We start from the raw sequence: 13,360 nt of genomic DNA on the forward strand, positions 1-13,360 counted from the left end.
AAAACGCCCGCCCCCGAGGGGGCGGGCGTCGGGTGGAGGGGGTCAGGCGAGGGCGGCCTCGGCCAGGAGGTCCAGCTGGCTTGGGGCGGCGGTGCAGGGGAAGACCAACAGCTCGTCGCAGCCTGCCGCCTCATAGGCAGCGGCCGTCTCGCGAAGCGAACCCGCGTCGGTGATGACGGCTTTGGCCGCCATCTCCGCCTTGGGGCCGATGAAGGCGTAGTACGCGCGCAGATAGCGCTCGGCGGTCTCGCGGGCGTCCGGCCCCAGGCAGGCGTAGACGAGGGCGACCAGCCGTGGGCTGTCGGTGCGGCCCTCGGCGCGCCAGGCGGCGCGGGCCTGCCGGGCCAGGTCCGCGTACCCGGTGGCGGAACTGCCGCCCGCGATCCAGCCGCTGGCGTGCCGGGCTGCGCGCCGCATGGCCGCCGGGGTGTGGCCGCCCACGATCAGTTCGGGCCCGGGCGGCGTGGGGCGGGGGCCGATGCCCGCGACGCCGGTGTCGGTCTCCTTGCCGTCCCACACCGCCCGCAGCTCGGTCAGGATGGCGTCCAGGCGGCGGCCCCGGCCCCGATACGGGGCACCCGTGGCCTGGAAGTCGTCCTCCCTGCCGCCCGCCGCGGCGCCCACCACCAGCCGGCCACCGGAGATCTCGTGCAGGGTGGCGAGTTGTTTGGCCAGCAGCGGGGTGCCGGGCCGGTAGGCGGCCAGCAGAATACTGGTGGCCAGCCGGATCCGTTCGGTGACGGCCGCGGCGGCGGTGAGCGCGGTGAGGGGTTCGTAGCTGTCGTAGACGAGCCGGTCGAGTACGCCCAGCGTCGAGAAGCCGAGCTCCTCGGCGCGGACCGCCCATCGGACGAGCCTGCGCCCGTCGACGTCGGGCACGGTGGTGGGCAGGCCCACTCCGATCTCCACAGTCGGTCTCCTTACAACGTCGGACAACGTCAGGGCGTCAGGCCGCCCGTTTGCGGGCGATCAGCAGGGTGTTGCCCAGCGGCAGCGGACGGCTGGTCACCTCGGTGAACCCGGCCTGTTCCATCCAGCCCGTGCAGTGGTCCGGGTGGTATCCGGCGCCTGCCGGGGTCATCACGAGCATGTGCAGGCTGGCGATCAGCGAGGCCAGTTCGGGCTTGTCGCCGTTCATGGGGTCGTAGACGAGCAGCACACCGCCGTCGTGGACGGCCGCGTACGCCTTCTCGATCAGCGTTCGGCGCTCGTCGCGGGAGAAGTCCGCGAGGACGTGTCCGATGACCACGACGTCGGCGGGTGGCAGCGGGTCGGTGAAGAAGTCCCCGCCGTGGAACGTCACCCGGTCGGCCACGCCCAGCTCAGCGGTGTGCTCGGCGCACGGTTCGGCGTTCTGCGGGCGGTCGAGGACGGTCGCCGTCAGTCCGGGGCGCTCGCGGACGATGTGCGCGGCGAGGTTGCCGCGCGCTCCGCCCACATCGGTGAGGCTGGTGTACGCGGACCAGTCGAACGCGTCCAGCAGGTGCGGGATCAGCGGCCGGCTCAGCGAGTCCTGCATGGCCAGGAACATCCGGCGGGCGTGCGGGTCGCTGAGCATGGCCTCGAAGTCGCCCTCGGCCTGCGGCTTTCCGGTGCGCAGCGCCTCGGTGAGCCGGCCCCAGGCCGGGTAGAGCACGAAGTTGGCGCCCTCCAGGAAGCCGCCCTGGTAGTCGGGGCCGCGCACCAGATGGCGCTGCGCCGCTTCGCTGTTGCGGTAGCGGCCGTACTGGCGCTCCAGCAGTCCGACGGCGGTCAGCGCGTCGAAGAAGTCCGAGGCGGCGCGCGGGTGCAGACCCAGCGCGGCGCGTAGTTCCTCGGCCTCCGCTGTGCCGTCGGCCGTCTCGGCGAGGGCGCTGAACACGCCCAGTTCGAGGGCGCTGAGCAGCAGCTTGGAGGCGGCGAAGCCGAGCCCCAGCTGGGCGAGCGCCGAGGTCTCCGACGCGTCGGGGGCGGTGGTTTCCGGTACCGGGGAGAAGGGGGTCATGCGGGATCACCTTCCTTGACGGTCGCGGGCGCGGCGTCCTCGGGCGGCCCGGAGGGTGCCGCGAAGGCTTCCGCGGCGTCGCCCTCGGGGCCCTCGGGGGCCAGCCCGCGTGCCACGGTGTGCCTGCGCAGCGCGAGCGCGCCGCCGACGGCCAGCGCGAGGACGGCGAGCAGCAGGTAGTACAGCGCCTCGGGGATCACATCGATCAGCCGGACGAGGCCGCTGCCCGCGCCGCCGCCGAGCGCGGCGAACAGCCACAGCAGCCCGAGCATATGGGCGATGAACCGGCGCGGCAGCACATCGGCGACGGCGGCGATACCCACGGCGGCGACGATGAGTTCACCGCAGGCGTGCATCAGATAGACCACCAGCAGCCACAGCGGGGAGACCTTGTCGTCCCCGGAGGCCAGGGCGGCGGCGACCGCCATGATGAGGAAGCTGACGCCGGTGAGCAGCAGCCCGGCGGAGAACTTGGCGGGGACGCCGGCGCGTCCGCCGCCGTGCTTGAGCAGCAGCCAGGCGAAAACCGGCGCCAGGACGAGAATGAACAGCGGGGTGGCCGACTGGAGCCAGCTGACCGGGACTTCGAAGCCGAGCACGTCACGGTCGGTGGAGTGCTTGGCGAACAGCGTCAGTGATGAGCCGTCCTGGGCGATCAGCGACCAGAACAGCGTCGAGCCGAGGAAGATCCACAGGAACGAGCGCAGCCGTCTGCGGTCGCCGGGGCCCAGTTCACGGCTGCGGTAGAGCACGGTGTAGGCGATGACGGGCGCGACGATGGTGACCATGCCGACCAGGGCGATACCGCTGCCCGGCGTCAGCCCGCCGGCCGCCGCCATCCCGCCCAGCAGCAGGGCGACGATTCCCGCGACGGCACCGGCGCGGCGTTTGACTCGACGCGCCACCTGAGCGTCCAGCGGTCTGCCGGGCCGCTCGCCCACGCCCTGGAACTGCGGCCTGGCCAGGGCGACCTGGACGGTGCCGATGAGCATGGCGGTGCCCGAGACGGCGAAGCCGAGCCGCCAGTCGACGCGTTCGCCGAGGAACCCGGCGATCAGGGGCGAGGTGAGCGCGCTGACCTGGATGCCCACATAGATCAGCGAGATGCCCGCCTCGCGGCGCCCGTTGTCCTTGAACATCAGGTTGAGCAGGGCCTGGTGGTTGGGCTTGTACAGGCCCATGCCGACGGCCAGCAGGACGAGCGCCAGCGGGGTGAGCCACAGCAGCGGTGTCGCCAGCGCGAAGTGGCCCGCGGTGGTGATGGCCGCGCCGAGCAGCAGCGTACGGCGGGGCCCGAGCAGCCGGTCGGCGATCCAGCCGCCGGGCAGGCACAGCATGAAGGCCAGCCCGATCCAGGCGCCGAACAGCGCGGCGGCGTCCGCCTTGGCGAGCCCGAGCCCGCCCTCGTCGCGGGGCGCGACGGCGAACAGGACGAGGATCGCCTGCATGCCGAAGAAGCCGAAGCGCTCCCACAGGTCGGACAGGAACAGGGTGCGGAACCAGTTGGGCCAGGGGCGCATCGAGGCGGAAGCGCTGCCGGGGTCCTCGCGCGGAGCAGTGTTCGCGGCTGTCATGCGGCGGGACCTCCCTCGGCCTCGGCTTCCGTGGCCCGCGCCAGATGCAGATGCGGGCGGAAGGACAGATACAGCCCGCCGACGGCGTTCTGCTCGCTCATGGGGGCCTGCTTCTGCTCGTGGACCTTGTTGAGATTGGCGAGCGGGTTGGGGTCGCCGCTCTCGGCGCCGTTGAGGTGCGCGTGCACGCTCGCGTACACGTCCTGCGCGTCCTCCATGTCGGCGATGCCGGTGATGATGCGGTTGAAGGCGTCCTGGAGGTTGAGGTTCTCGCGCTGCGAGGAGGTGAGCTTCTGGGCGTTGTAGAAGTGGTGCTCCTTGCCGCGGTAGCTCTCGTAGAAGACGGAGACCAGCACCAGCAGCCGCTCGTAGGCGTGCCGGTAGACGGTGTTGAAGAAGTGCCAGGCTTCCTCCTCCTCGACCTCGCCGCGGATGACGCTGCCGAGTGCGGCGCTGGCGAGCATGGCGCTGTAGGTGGCCAGGTGCACGCCGGTGGACAGCAGCGGGTCGAGGAAGCAGGCGGCGTCGCCGCACATCAGATAGCCGGGGCGGCCGAAGTTCTCCGCGGTGTAGGAGTAGTCCTGCTCCACCTTCATCCCGCTGACCTGCTCGGCGCCGCCCAGCAGCCCGGTGACGGCGGGGCACTCGGCCAGCACCTGGTCGTAGACCTGCTGGATGCCGCCGAGCCGGTTGCGCTTCTCGTTGAAGATGTCCCGCCCGGTGACCAGGCCGATGCTGGTGGTGCCGTCGTGCAGCGGGATCACCCAGAACCAGCCGTCGGGTGCCGAGCAGACGGCGATGGCGCCCTCGGGGCCGCGGTCGAGCGGTTTGACGTTCTTCCAGTACGACCAGGCCGCCACGTTGCGGAAGATCTCGTGGTACTGCCGGTTCTTCACATGCCTGGCCGCCATGACGCCACCGCGCCCGGAGGCGTCGACGACGTAGTCGAAGGTGATGCGTCCACTGGAAGCGGGGTCCTTGGTGCCGGCCCACTGGGCCGCGACGGGCCGCTCGCCGTCGAACTCCAGCTCCTTGACGGTGATGTTCTCCACGACCTCGACGCCCAGCGATTCGGCGTGCCGCAGCAGCAGCTCGTCGAACTCGGAGCGGACGACCTGCCAGGCGTTGGTGCCGTCGTCGCCGAGGCTGTCGAATTTGACCTCCCACTCCTCCGGGCCCCAGAAGAAGTAGGCGCCGCCCTTGGGCTGGAAGCCGTGGGACTCCACCTTGTCCCAGACGCCGAGCAGTTCCAGGATCGGCCGGCACGAGGGGAGGATCGATTCGCCGATGTGGTAGCGGGGGAACTGGTCACGCTCCAGCAGGGTGACCTCGAAGCCCTGCTTGGCCAGCAGTCCGGCTGCCGTGGACCCGGCAGGTCCGCCCCCGATGACGAGGATCTGGGTGGAACCACGCATGAACTTCTCCATTCCTCCGGGGTCCTGGACAGGTCGGGTGGAAGGCTCGGACCCTCCCCGGCACCGTGCGCTGCGCGGCCGGAGGGGCGGTGGAGGCGGCCTCGAAACACCGGCCGCCCCTGGGCGCAGGCGCACGCAAGAGGGCGCGCCCGTGAATCGGGCGCGCCCCTCGGGTGGTTGCGGTACTCAGACGCGGGCGGCCGTCACCGGCTCGTCCCACGGGACGCGGTAGGAGTAGACGGGCTCGGTCGCCTTGACGCCGAGCTTGAGGAAGAAGGGCAGTACGAGGTCGCGCACCGCGCGCTGGAAGCCGTTGGTGGCGGCCTTCTGGTTGCCGGTCTTGCGGCCCTCTTTGATGATCTTCTCGACCCGTCCCTTGCGGATGCGCTGGAACGCGGCGAAGGCGCTCTCCGCGTCGGACAGGTCCCGCAGACACTTGGCGAGCACGATCGCGTCCTCCATCGCCATGGAGGCGCCCTGCCCGACGTGCGGCGAGGTGGCGTGCGCCGCGTCACCGATCAGGCAGACCCGGCCCTTGTACCAGGTGTGCAGGGAGGGCATGTCGTAGATGGGGTAGCCGAGGATGCCCGCCGGGGTGTCCTCGATGAGCTGCGGCACCGGGAAGTGGTCCTTGCGGTGCTTGGCCACCAGCCGCCGCTGCCACTCCTCGTGGGTGACGGCCTCGATCTCGCCGCGCTCGGGCTCGCGGGCCTGGTGGTAGTTCTCGAACCAGTAGATCTCCCCGCCGGGTGTGGTCTGGTGGCCGAAGAACCCGTCGAGGCAGAACGACATCCGCATCGTGCCGTCCTCGGGCGCGCCGTACCGGGAGCGGGTGTAGCCGGCGGTGCCGATGACGCCCGTGTACGTCGGCTTGGGCGCGTCGGGCAGCACCGAGTACCGCGTCCTGGAGTGGATGCCGTCGCAGCCGACCATGAAGTCGCCCTCGGCGGTGGAGCCGTCGCGGAAGTGCACGGTGACTCCGTCATCGGCCCGGGAGGTGACGCTCTCGAAGACCTTCCCGAACTCGATGCGGATTCCCCGCTCGACGGCGGCTTCACGCAGCCCCTTGTTGAGCAGGCCGCGCTTGAGGAGCAGCGTCTCGGCCGGGTTCTCCCCCAGCTGCTTGCCGCGGTGGTTGAGGAAGGCTGTGCTGGTGGTCGGCGATCCGTATTGCTCGACGTTCTCCCTGATGCCGAGGGTTTCCAGCACGGCGAGCCCGTTGGGGGCGAGGTTGAGGAAGGCGCCCACGTCGTCGCGTGGTGCCTCGCTCGCCTCGTGGATGACGGCCTCGACGCCGATCCGCTGGAGGAAGAGAGCCAGCACGGGGCCGGCGATCCCGCAGCCGATGAGCAGCGCCCTACGCTGCCGCTTCGGCCCTGGCGCTTGTGGGTTACCCATGCTCGTCCTCGCCTCTCGTCAAGACCGGGCAGCCCTTCTGCCACAGTGCGGCGAGGGTAGGAAACCCCCCTTGCGGACCGCTCGAACCGCTCAAGCGCCCCGTAAGGGGCGCGGCAAAATTCGCCGGGCAAGCCCTAGTGATGGCCCCCCGAAATGCGCCGTGGCGCGGAGCGCTCCGTTCCGGGCTTGACGACGGTGAACTGGCCCATCATGCCCTGATCCTCGTGCTTGAGCATGTGGCAATGGAACATGTACGGCGTGGCCGGATCGGTGTACTCGGGCATCGGCACGGCAAGCCGAAGCGTCTTCTGCTGCGGCAGATAGACGGTGTCCTTGAGGCCGCGCAGCCGCTCGGGGACGGACTCGCCGTCGTACGAGACGACGCTGAAGCTGGTGCCGTGCACATGGAAGGAGTGCGGCGCCCCGTCGATGGCCTCCACGTCCCACAGTTCGACCGCCCGGGCGGGCGAGACCTGGTCGATACGCTTCATGTCCATGGTCCGCCCGTTGATCTGGAAGCCGGACAGCTCGAATTTCCGGGTGCGCGCCGAGTCCGGTGCCGTGACCGTCTCGGGTGCTCCGGACATCTTGGCGGGCAGCTCGCCGGGGCCGCGCAGCTTCTTCGCGGCGCGGAACTGGAGCAGGTCGAAGGTGTCCTCGCCGCCGTCCAGCCGGCTGCTGGGGAAACCCACGCCGAGGTCCGGCGCGTAGCTGCGCAGCACCACCTTGTCGCCCGGTTCGAAGGGCACCACGATCTCGGCGCGTTCGGCGGGTGCGAGCTGGAGGCGGCGCATCCGGAGCGGGGCCGGCAGCAGGCCCGCCTCCTGGGCGACGAGGTGGAAGGCGCGGCCGTCGGTGAGGCCGAGGTTGTAGACGCGGGCGTTGGACCCGTTCAGTACGCGTAACCGCACCAGCCGGGTCGCGACGTCCAGGTGCGGGTTGTGAGTGCCGTTGACCAGGATCGTGTCGCCGAGAACACCGGAGGTGCCGGCTCCGGCCAGTTCCTCCCGGAAGGAGTACCCGTGCAGCGACATTGAGCCGTCGTCGTTGAAGGCGCGGTCCTGGAGGATCAGGGGCACATCGTCCACGCCGTAGGTCTGCGGAAGACCGGTGTCGCCGGAGTGCTCGTCCTCGATCAGGAAGAGTCCCGCGATGCCACGGGTGGCGTGGTCGGCGGTCTCGCCGTGCGGGTGCGGGTGGTACCAGAGCGTCGCCGCCGACTGGTCGAGGCGCCAGCTCGGCCGCCACACCGAGCCGGGGGCGACGGCCTGGTGCGGGCTGCCGTCCATCTCGGCGGGCAGATGCATACCGTGCCAGTGCAGGGTGGTGGTCTCCGGCAGCCCGTTGGTGAAGGCGACGGAGACCATATCTCCGCGCCGGGCCCGCAGCGTCGGGCCGAGGAACGCCCCGTTGATGCCCCAGGTGGGCGTCTTCTTGCCGGGTACGAGGGTGCTGGTGCCGGCGCGTGCCTTGAGGGTGAAGTGCCGTCGGCCGCGGCTGTCCTTCTCGGGCTCCAGCAGCCGGGGAATGGCCAGGCGATTACGGAAGTCCAGCTCGCCGACGTTGGAGAGCTTGCGGTCGCGGTAGACCATCGCGAAGTTGATGCCGTACGCGCCCCCGGTGAGCGCGCCCAGGCCCAGTAGCGAGCCGGCGCCGATCAGGATGCGGCGGCGGATGACCTTCCCGCGGGTGCGGGCGGGCGGCCCGGCCGCCGAGTCGGCTTGCTTTCCGGCGTCGGGCTGGTCGGCGCCGGTGGGGTCGTGGGTGGCGCTGTGCGGCGAACTGGTCATCGCTCCAGCATGCCGAAGGGCGCTCGAATTTCGCTGGTGTCCGCGGCAGTTGACGCATCCGCGGTCGAGCACGGCTCCACCGGGACGCGGGATGCTGCCGCCCCGGTCCGCGCGGGTCCGCGTACGACGTAGGCACCGACGCGGTTCCGCGTACGACGACGACGTAGGTCCACCTACGACAACGACACCGAAAGGGCGATCCCATGGCGGACGTCTCCAGGACTGCTCTGGTCACCGGCGGCAATCGCGGCATCGGATACGCGGTCGCCACGCTGCTGCACGAGCGCGGGCACCGCGTGATCGTCGCGGCACGGGACGGCGACGAGGCGCGGTCCGCCGCCGAGCGGCTGGGCGAGCCGGCGTCCGGTGCCGAGCTGGACGTCACCGACGCCGAGGCGGTGGCCAAGCTGCACGCCACGGTGGGCGGGGTCGACATCCTGGTCAACAACGCCGGGGTGCAGCTCGACTGGGACGAGCAGCCGACCGGGATCGATCTGGCGCTGGTCCACCGCACGCTGGAGGTCAATCTGCTGGGCGGCTGGCGGATGGCGCAGGCGTTCGTGCCGGACATGGTGCGCGAAGGTTGGGGACGGGTCGTCAACGTCTCCAGCGGCACCGCCTCGTTCGCTCTCGGCCTCCCCGGCCCGTGCCCCGCCTACTCCGTCTCCAAGGCGTCCCTCAACGCGCTGACCGTCCTGCTCGCCCGGGAGACGGAGGGCACCGGCGTACTGGTGAACGCGATCAACCCGGGACTTGTCCGTACCCGGATGCGGCCCGAAGCACAGCAGACACCGCTGGAGGCCGCCGAACACATCGTGCGCGCGGCCACCCTGCCCGACGACGGGCCGTCCGGGGTCTTCCTGCGGCGGGAGTCGGTCATCGGCTGGTAGCCGCACCGGCGGCGGAGGCCCCGACCACGTCCCCAGACATCTTCGAGGGCCGCTGGCTACTCCTGGGGACGACAGCCCATCACAGTCCTGCGGAGGTACTCCCAGTGATCAACGGCGTGAACAAGATCTTCATCTTCGTCGACGACCAGCAAAAGGCCAAAGAGTTCTGGACCAAGACCATGGGCTTCGGGCTCCACCTGGACTCCGAGGAGTGCCCGGGTGCGGGGTGGGTGGAGGTGGTGACGCCGGACAAGCGGGCCATCCTCATCCTGGCGCAGCGTCCCGAGGGCATGCCCAGCACGGCAGGACAGCGCTCGCACACGGCGTTCTACTGCGACGACATCCACAAGACCGTCGAGGAGCTGCGGTCGCGCGGGGTCGAGATCGCAAACGACATCACCGAGGAGCACTGGGGCCTGTCGGCGGACTTCAAGGACCCGCTGGGCACCCTCTTCAACATCGGCGAGCGCACCCCCGAGGTCCAGCCTCCGCCGCCGAACAACTGACGGGCCGAGCAAGGCAGTTGCGGCGGAATCGGAAACCCGCTTCCGCCGCAACGCCACTCAGCCACAACGGGGAGGGTGCGGCGGTTCGTCGACGGCCGCGACCCGCCCTCTCCGGCCAACAGCGAACCCGCAGGAGGTATCCAACGTGCCAGGGGACGACACGGCGGCCGTCGCCGACAACGACGTCCGGGCCGGCCAGCCCACCCTCTTCACCGGGGACATCGAGGCGATGGCCGCCTTCTACCGGACCATCGGTTTCGTGGAGACATACCGGTTCCCCACCAAGGAGGAACCGGTCTTCATCACGCTCAAGTGGAGCGCTTTCCATCTGACGCTGGCCGACGCGGCAGCCGTACGCGACTCGACCGCACTGCCGGACATCGGCACGTCCGGCAGCCATCGCTTCGACATCACCGTCATCGTCGAGGACGTCGACAAGACCGTCGGCGCACTCCGCGACGCGGGCGCTCCGGTCGTGCTGGAGCCCCGCGACCAGCCCTGGGGGGACCGGCACGCGTATGTGACCGACCCCGAGGGCAACTACGTGCAGATCACGACGCACAGCAACCACGACTTCGGCTGGAGCGGCGCATGAACAGGTCTCGCCGCGCTCAAGGCGGACTCGAGGCGCGGCTGGGACCCTGGCCGGTGCGGCCGGTCACATCACTGCAGCCTCCGCATGGAAGAACGGCCTTCGAAGGGAGCCAGGTGTGACCACGACAGGTCCGCAGCCCTCGGCACCGCAGCAGGAACAGCCGCCCCTCGCCTACCCGTTGGGCGAGCCCACGCGCCTGGATCTGCACCCGGGCTACGCCAGGCTGCTCGCCGAGGCCCCGCTCACCCGGGTGACGATGCCGCACGGCGGCAGCGCCTGGCTGGCGACCAGCTACGAGGCGGTGCGCGAGGTGATGTCCTCACCCGCCGTCAGCCGCGCGGCTGCGGCGGAGAACCCGGCGATACCCCGGCTGCTGCCCGAACCCCCGCCCGCCGGGACGATCATGACGCTCGACCCGCCGGAGCACTCCCGGCTGCGCCGCCTGGTCAGCAAGGCGTTCACCGCACGCCGGGTGGAGGCCATGCGCCCCCGCATCCAGAAGGCCGTCGACGAACTGCTGGACGGCATGGTGGCGCACGGCGCACCCGCCGATCTGGTGCGGCATCTGGCCGTACCGCTGCCGGTGCGGGTGATCTGCGAGGTGATGGGCGTACCCGTCGAGGACGAGAAGCACTTCCGCGCCTTCACCGAGGGAATCATGGGCACCACGGCCTTCGACTCGGACGAGGTCAAGGCCGCCATGGGCAACTTCTTCGGCTACTTCGCCCAACTGGTCGCCGAGCGCCGCGCCAACCCCACCGACGATCTGCTCGGTGCGCTGGTGACCGCACGGGACGACGACGACAAGCTGACCGAACAGGAACTGGTGTGGCTGGGGGTGGCGCTGCTCATCGGGGGCCACGAGACCACCCTGAACCAGATCACCAACTTCGCCTACGTCCTGCTGGGCAATCCCGCACGCGCGCAGGAGCTGCGCGAGCACCCCGAGCTGTGGCCCAGGGCCGTCGAGGAGCTGCTGCGGTATGTGCCGACCGGTGCCGGCTCGGCGTTCGCGAGCCTGGTGACCGAGGACACGGTGCTGCACGGGGTGCCGGTCGCCGCGGGCGAGGCGGTGATCGTGGACCTGGGGGCCGCCAACCGTGACCCGGCCGCCTTCGATCACCCCGACGAGCTGGACTTCCACCGGGAGCCCAACCACCACCTGGCGATGGGGCACGGCGCCCACTTCTGTCTGGGGGCCCAACTCGCCAGGATGGAGCTGCACATCGCGCTCGGTACGCTCCTCGGCCGCTTTCCCGGCCTGCGGCTCGCGGTGCCCGAGGAGGATCTCACCTGGCGTACGGGGTCACTGATCCGCGGTCTGGACGAGCTGCCCGTCGCCTGGTGACGGCCCCGCCCATGACACGTGCCGAAACCCCGGACCGCCCACAACCTCATAGCACCGACAGTGCGGAGTTGGAGACATGACCACCACAGCGGACAACTCGGTGACCCCGGCGGCCGGGCCGTACCCCAAGCGCTGGCTGGCGCTCGGGGTACTGCTCGCCGCGGCTTTCATGGACCTGCTGGACGTCACGATCGTCAACATCGCCTTACCCGACATCCGCAGTGACCTGGACGCCGGCTACGCGGCATCCCAGTGGGTGGTGACGGCCTACACCCTGGCGTTCGGTCTGGGGCTGATCACCGGCGGCCGGATGGGGGACGGCTACGGCCGCAAGCGGATCTTCCTGCTGGGCATCGGCTTGTTCACGGTCTCCTCGCTGGTGTGCGGCATCGCGCCCAATGTCGAGACGCTGGTGGCCGCGCGTGCGGTGCAGGGCATCGCCTCCGCGCTGATGGTGCCGCAGATCATGGCGACGGTCTACGCGATCTTCCCGGCGAACGAGCGCGGCGGCGCCAGCGGCGCATACGGCGCCGTGACCGGGCTGGCCGCGGTGGCGGGGCCGCTGCTGGGCGGCGTGTTCGTCGCCTACGACGTGCTGGGCCTCGGCTGGCGCGCGGTCTTCCTCGTCAACGTGCCGATCGGGATTGCCGCGCTGTTCGCGGCGTCCGTGCTGGTGCCGGAGACGAAGTCGGACTTCCCGCTGCGGATGGACATCCTCGGCGTGATCCTGGTCAGTGCCAGCCTGCTGCTCCTGCTGTATCCGCTGGTGCAGGGGCGCACCAGCGGCTGGCCCACCTGGATGATCGTTGCCATGGTCGCGGCACCGTTCGTCATGGCCGGCTACGCGCTGCACGCCCGCGCCAAGGAGCGACGGGACGACTCGTCACTGGTGCCGTTGCGGCTGTTCGGGCAGCCCGGATTCAGCGCGGGAACCATCGTGCTGTTCGTCTTCGACGCCACGATGATCGGCTTCTTCCTGGCGATCTCGCTCACCCTGCAGATCGGCCTCGGCTACAGCGCCATGCGTACCGGGCTGCTCTTCCTGCCGTGGGCGATCGGTGCAGCGCTCACCTCCGGCGCCGCCGACGGTCTGGTCGGCAAGCTGGGGCGGCATCTGCTCACCGCCGGCGCGGTGGTGATGGCCGGCGGCATGCTGTGGTTCGCGCTGGCCCTGGAGCCGGGCGCGAGCTGGTGGGAGCTGGCCCCGGGCCTCTTCCTGGCGGGCATCGGCATGGGCGGCGTCATCGGCCCGGCCTTCACCGTCGCGGGCGCGCACGTGGCGGGCCGGGATGCGGGGGCGGCTTCCGGTTCGCTGAGCGCCGCCGTACAGCTCGGCAACGCGACGGGGGCCGCACTGCTGGGCGTCCTGCTGTTCACGCCGCTCGCCAATGCCGCACCTGGCGCCTTCGACGGGCACGAAAAGCAGCTGCGCACCCAGCTGACCGCCGCCGGCGCCTCGGCATCCGAGGCGCGCGAGCTCTCGGCCCAGCTGCGGCCGTGCTTCCTCGACTACGCCGAGGAGGAGAACCCCGACAAGCAGCCGAGGAGCTGTGGCCCGGTGTTCGAGAAGGCCGGCAGCGACCCCAAGGTGCAGCAGGCCGTGGACAAGGCGGTCGACGCCAGCCGCGCCGAGATGTTCACCGACACCTTCGGGCGCTTCGTGTGGTTCACGGTCGGTGGCCTGGCCGTCGTCGCGCTGCTCGCCCAGACGATGCCGCGCGAGGTGCGCGGTTACGAGAGCTGGGGCGAGGAGAGCGAGACGGAGGAAGCCAAGAGCTGACCGACCGTCTCTCCCACACGACCGGAGCCCCGGTCCTGATCCCAGGACCGGGGCTCCGCTCGTGGGCGGAAGCGTGCCGT

At 70.6% G+C, this 13,360-nt stretch carries 11 protein-coding genes; 5 read left to right on the forward strand and 6 right to left on the reverse strand.

The features are described from left to right. Positions 1 to 42: 42 nt before the first annotated feature. The 6 genes from ACQEU8_RS26435 to ACQEU8_RS26460 all read right to left on the reverse strand — a co-directional run bounded on the left by ACQEU8_RS26435 (position 43) and on the right by ACQEU8_RS26460 (position 8,161). A complete protein-coding gene (locus ACQEU8_RS26435) occupies positions 43 to 909 on the reverse strand; it encodes an LLM class flavin-dependent oxidoreductase (RefSeq protein ID WP_433105303.1) in 867 nt (288 codons plus the stop codon). A 37-nt stretch (positions 910 to 946) separates the two neighbouring features. Next, complete coding sequence (locus tag ACQEU8_RS26440) at positions 947 to 1,984, reverse strand: methyltransferase (RefSeq protein WP_433105305.1); 1,038 nt, start codon at positions 1,982 to 1,984, stop codon at positions 947 to 949. Continuing rightward, positions 1,981 to 3,558 (reverse strand): peptide MFS transporter, encoded by a 1,578-nt coding sequence (locus ACQEU8_RS26445; RefSeq protein ID WP_433105307.1) that lies wholly within the window; start codon positions 3,556 to 3,558, stop codon positions 1,981 to 1,983. The genes ACQEU8_RS26440 and ACQEU8_RS26445 overlap by 4 nt, the downstream gene beginning before the upstream one ends. After that, the gene (locus tag ACQEU8_RS26450; protein ID WP_433105309.1) at positions 3,555 to 4,973 is read right to left on the reverse strand and encodes an NAD(P)/FAD-dependent oxidoreductase; all 1,419 of its coding nucleotides are present in this window, start codon (positions 4,971 to 4,973) and stop codon (positions 3,555 to 3,557) included. The genes ACQEU8_RS26445 and ACQEU8_RS26450 overlap by 4 nt, the downstream gene beginning before the upstream one ends. A gap of 186 nt (positions 4,974 to 5,159) precedes the next feature. Then, positions 5,160 to 6,371 (reverse strand): FAD-dependent monooxygenase, encoded by a 1,212-nt coding sequence (locus ACQEU8_RS26455; RefSeq protein ID WP_433105311.1) that lies wholly within the window; start codon positions 6,369 to 6,371, stop codon positions 5,160 to 5,162. Between the two features lie 134 nt (positions 6,372 to 6,505). Beyond that, the gene (locus ACQEU8_RS26460) at positions 6,506 to 8,161 is read right to left on the reverse strand and encodes a multicopper oxidase family protein (protein ID WP_433105313.1); all 1,656 of its coding nucleotides are present in this window, start codon (positions 8,159 to 8,161) and stop codon (positions 6,506 to 6,508) included. A gap of 203 nt (positions 8,162 to 8,364) precedes the next feature. On the opposite strand from ACQEU8_RS26460, the gene ACQEU8_RS26465 reads away from it, so the two are divergent. From ACQEU8_RS26465 to ACQEU8_RS26485, 5 genes are all read left to right on the forward strand, one after another. Further along, the gene (locus tag ACQEU8_RS26465; RefSeq protein WP_433105315.1) at positions 8,365 to 9,051 is read left to right on the forward strand and encodes an SDR family NAD(P)-dependent oxidoreductase; all 687 of its coding nucleotides are present in this window, start codon (positions 8,365 to 8,367) and stop codon (positions 9,049 to 9,051) included. A 104-nt stretch (positions 9,052 to 9,155) separates the two neighbouring features. Further along, on the forward strand, positions 9,156 to 9,557 hold the full coding sequence (locus ACQEU8_RS26470; protein ID WP_433105317.1) for a VOC family protein: 402 nt from the start codon (positions 9,156 to 9,158) through the stop codon (positions 9,555 to 9,557). Between the two features lie 145 nt (positions 9,558 to 9,702). After that, a complete protein-coding gene (locus ACQEU8_RS26475) occupies positions 9,703 to 10,152 on the forward strand; it encodes a VOC family protein (RefSeq protein ID WP_433105320.1) in 450 nt (149 codons plus the stop codon). A 115-nt stretch (positions 10,153 to 10,267) separates the two neighbouring features. Continuing rightward, on the forward strand, positions 10,268 to 11,500 hold the full coding sequence (locus tag ACQEU8_RS26480) for a cytochrome P450 (protein ID WP_433105322.1): 1,233 nt from the start codon (positions 10,268 to 10,270) through the stop codon (positions 11,498 to 11,500). A gap of 76 nt (positions 11,501 to 11,576) precedes the next feature. Then, entirely contained in the window at positions 11,577 to 13,280 is a 1,704-nt protein-coding gene (locus ACQEU8_RS26485; protein WP_433105324.1) for an MFS transporter, read from the forward strand. Positions 13,281 to 13,360 lie beyond the last annotated feature (80 nt).

This window comes from Streptomyces sp. CA-250714, from assembly GCF_050936705.1.
Taxonomy (GTDB): Bacteria; Actinomycetota; Actinomycetes; order Streptomycetales; family Streptomycetaceae; genus Streptomyces.

What these genes read in the sequence shown, in the direction of transcription:
- ACQEU8_RS26445 (WP_433105307.1), bottom strand. Translation starts at nt 3,558, where the DNA reads ATGACAGCCGCGAACACTGCTCCGCGCGAGGACCCCGGCAGCGCTTCC.
- ACQEU8_RS26455 (WP_433105311.1), bottom strand. Translation starts at nt 6,371, where the DNA reads ATGGGTAACCCACAAGCGCCAGGGCCGAAGCGGCAGCGTAGGGCGCTG.
- ACQEU8_RS26485 (WP_433105324.1), top strand. Translation starts at nt 11,577, where the DNA reads ATGACCACCACAGCGGACAACTCGGTGACCCCGGCGGCCGGGCCGTAC.
- ACQEU8_RS26460 (WP_433105313.1), bottom strand. Translation starts at nt 8,161, where the DNA reads ATGACCAGTTCGCCGCACAGCGCCACCCACGACCCCACCGGCGCCGAC.
- ACQEU8_RS26440 (WP_433105305.1), bottom strand. Translation starts at nt 1,984, where the DNA reads ATGACCCCCTTCTCCCCGGTACCGGAAACCACCGCCCCCGACGCGTCG.
- ACQEU8_RS26465 (WP_433105315.1), top strand. Translation starts at nt 8,365, where the DNA reads ATGGCGGACGTCTCCAGGACTGCTCTGGTCACCGGCGGCAATCGCGGC.
- ACQEU8_RS26450 (WP_433105309.1), bottom strand. Translation starts at nt 4,973, where the DNA reads ATGCGTGGTTCCACCCAGATCCTCGTCATCGGGGGCGGACCTGCCGGG.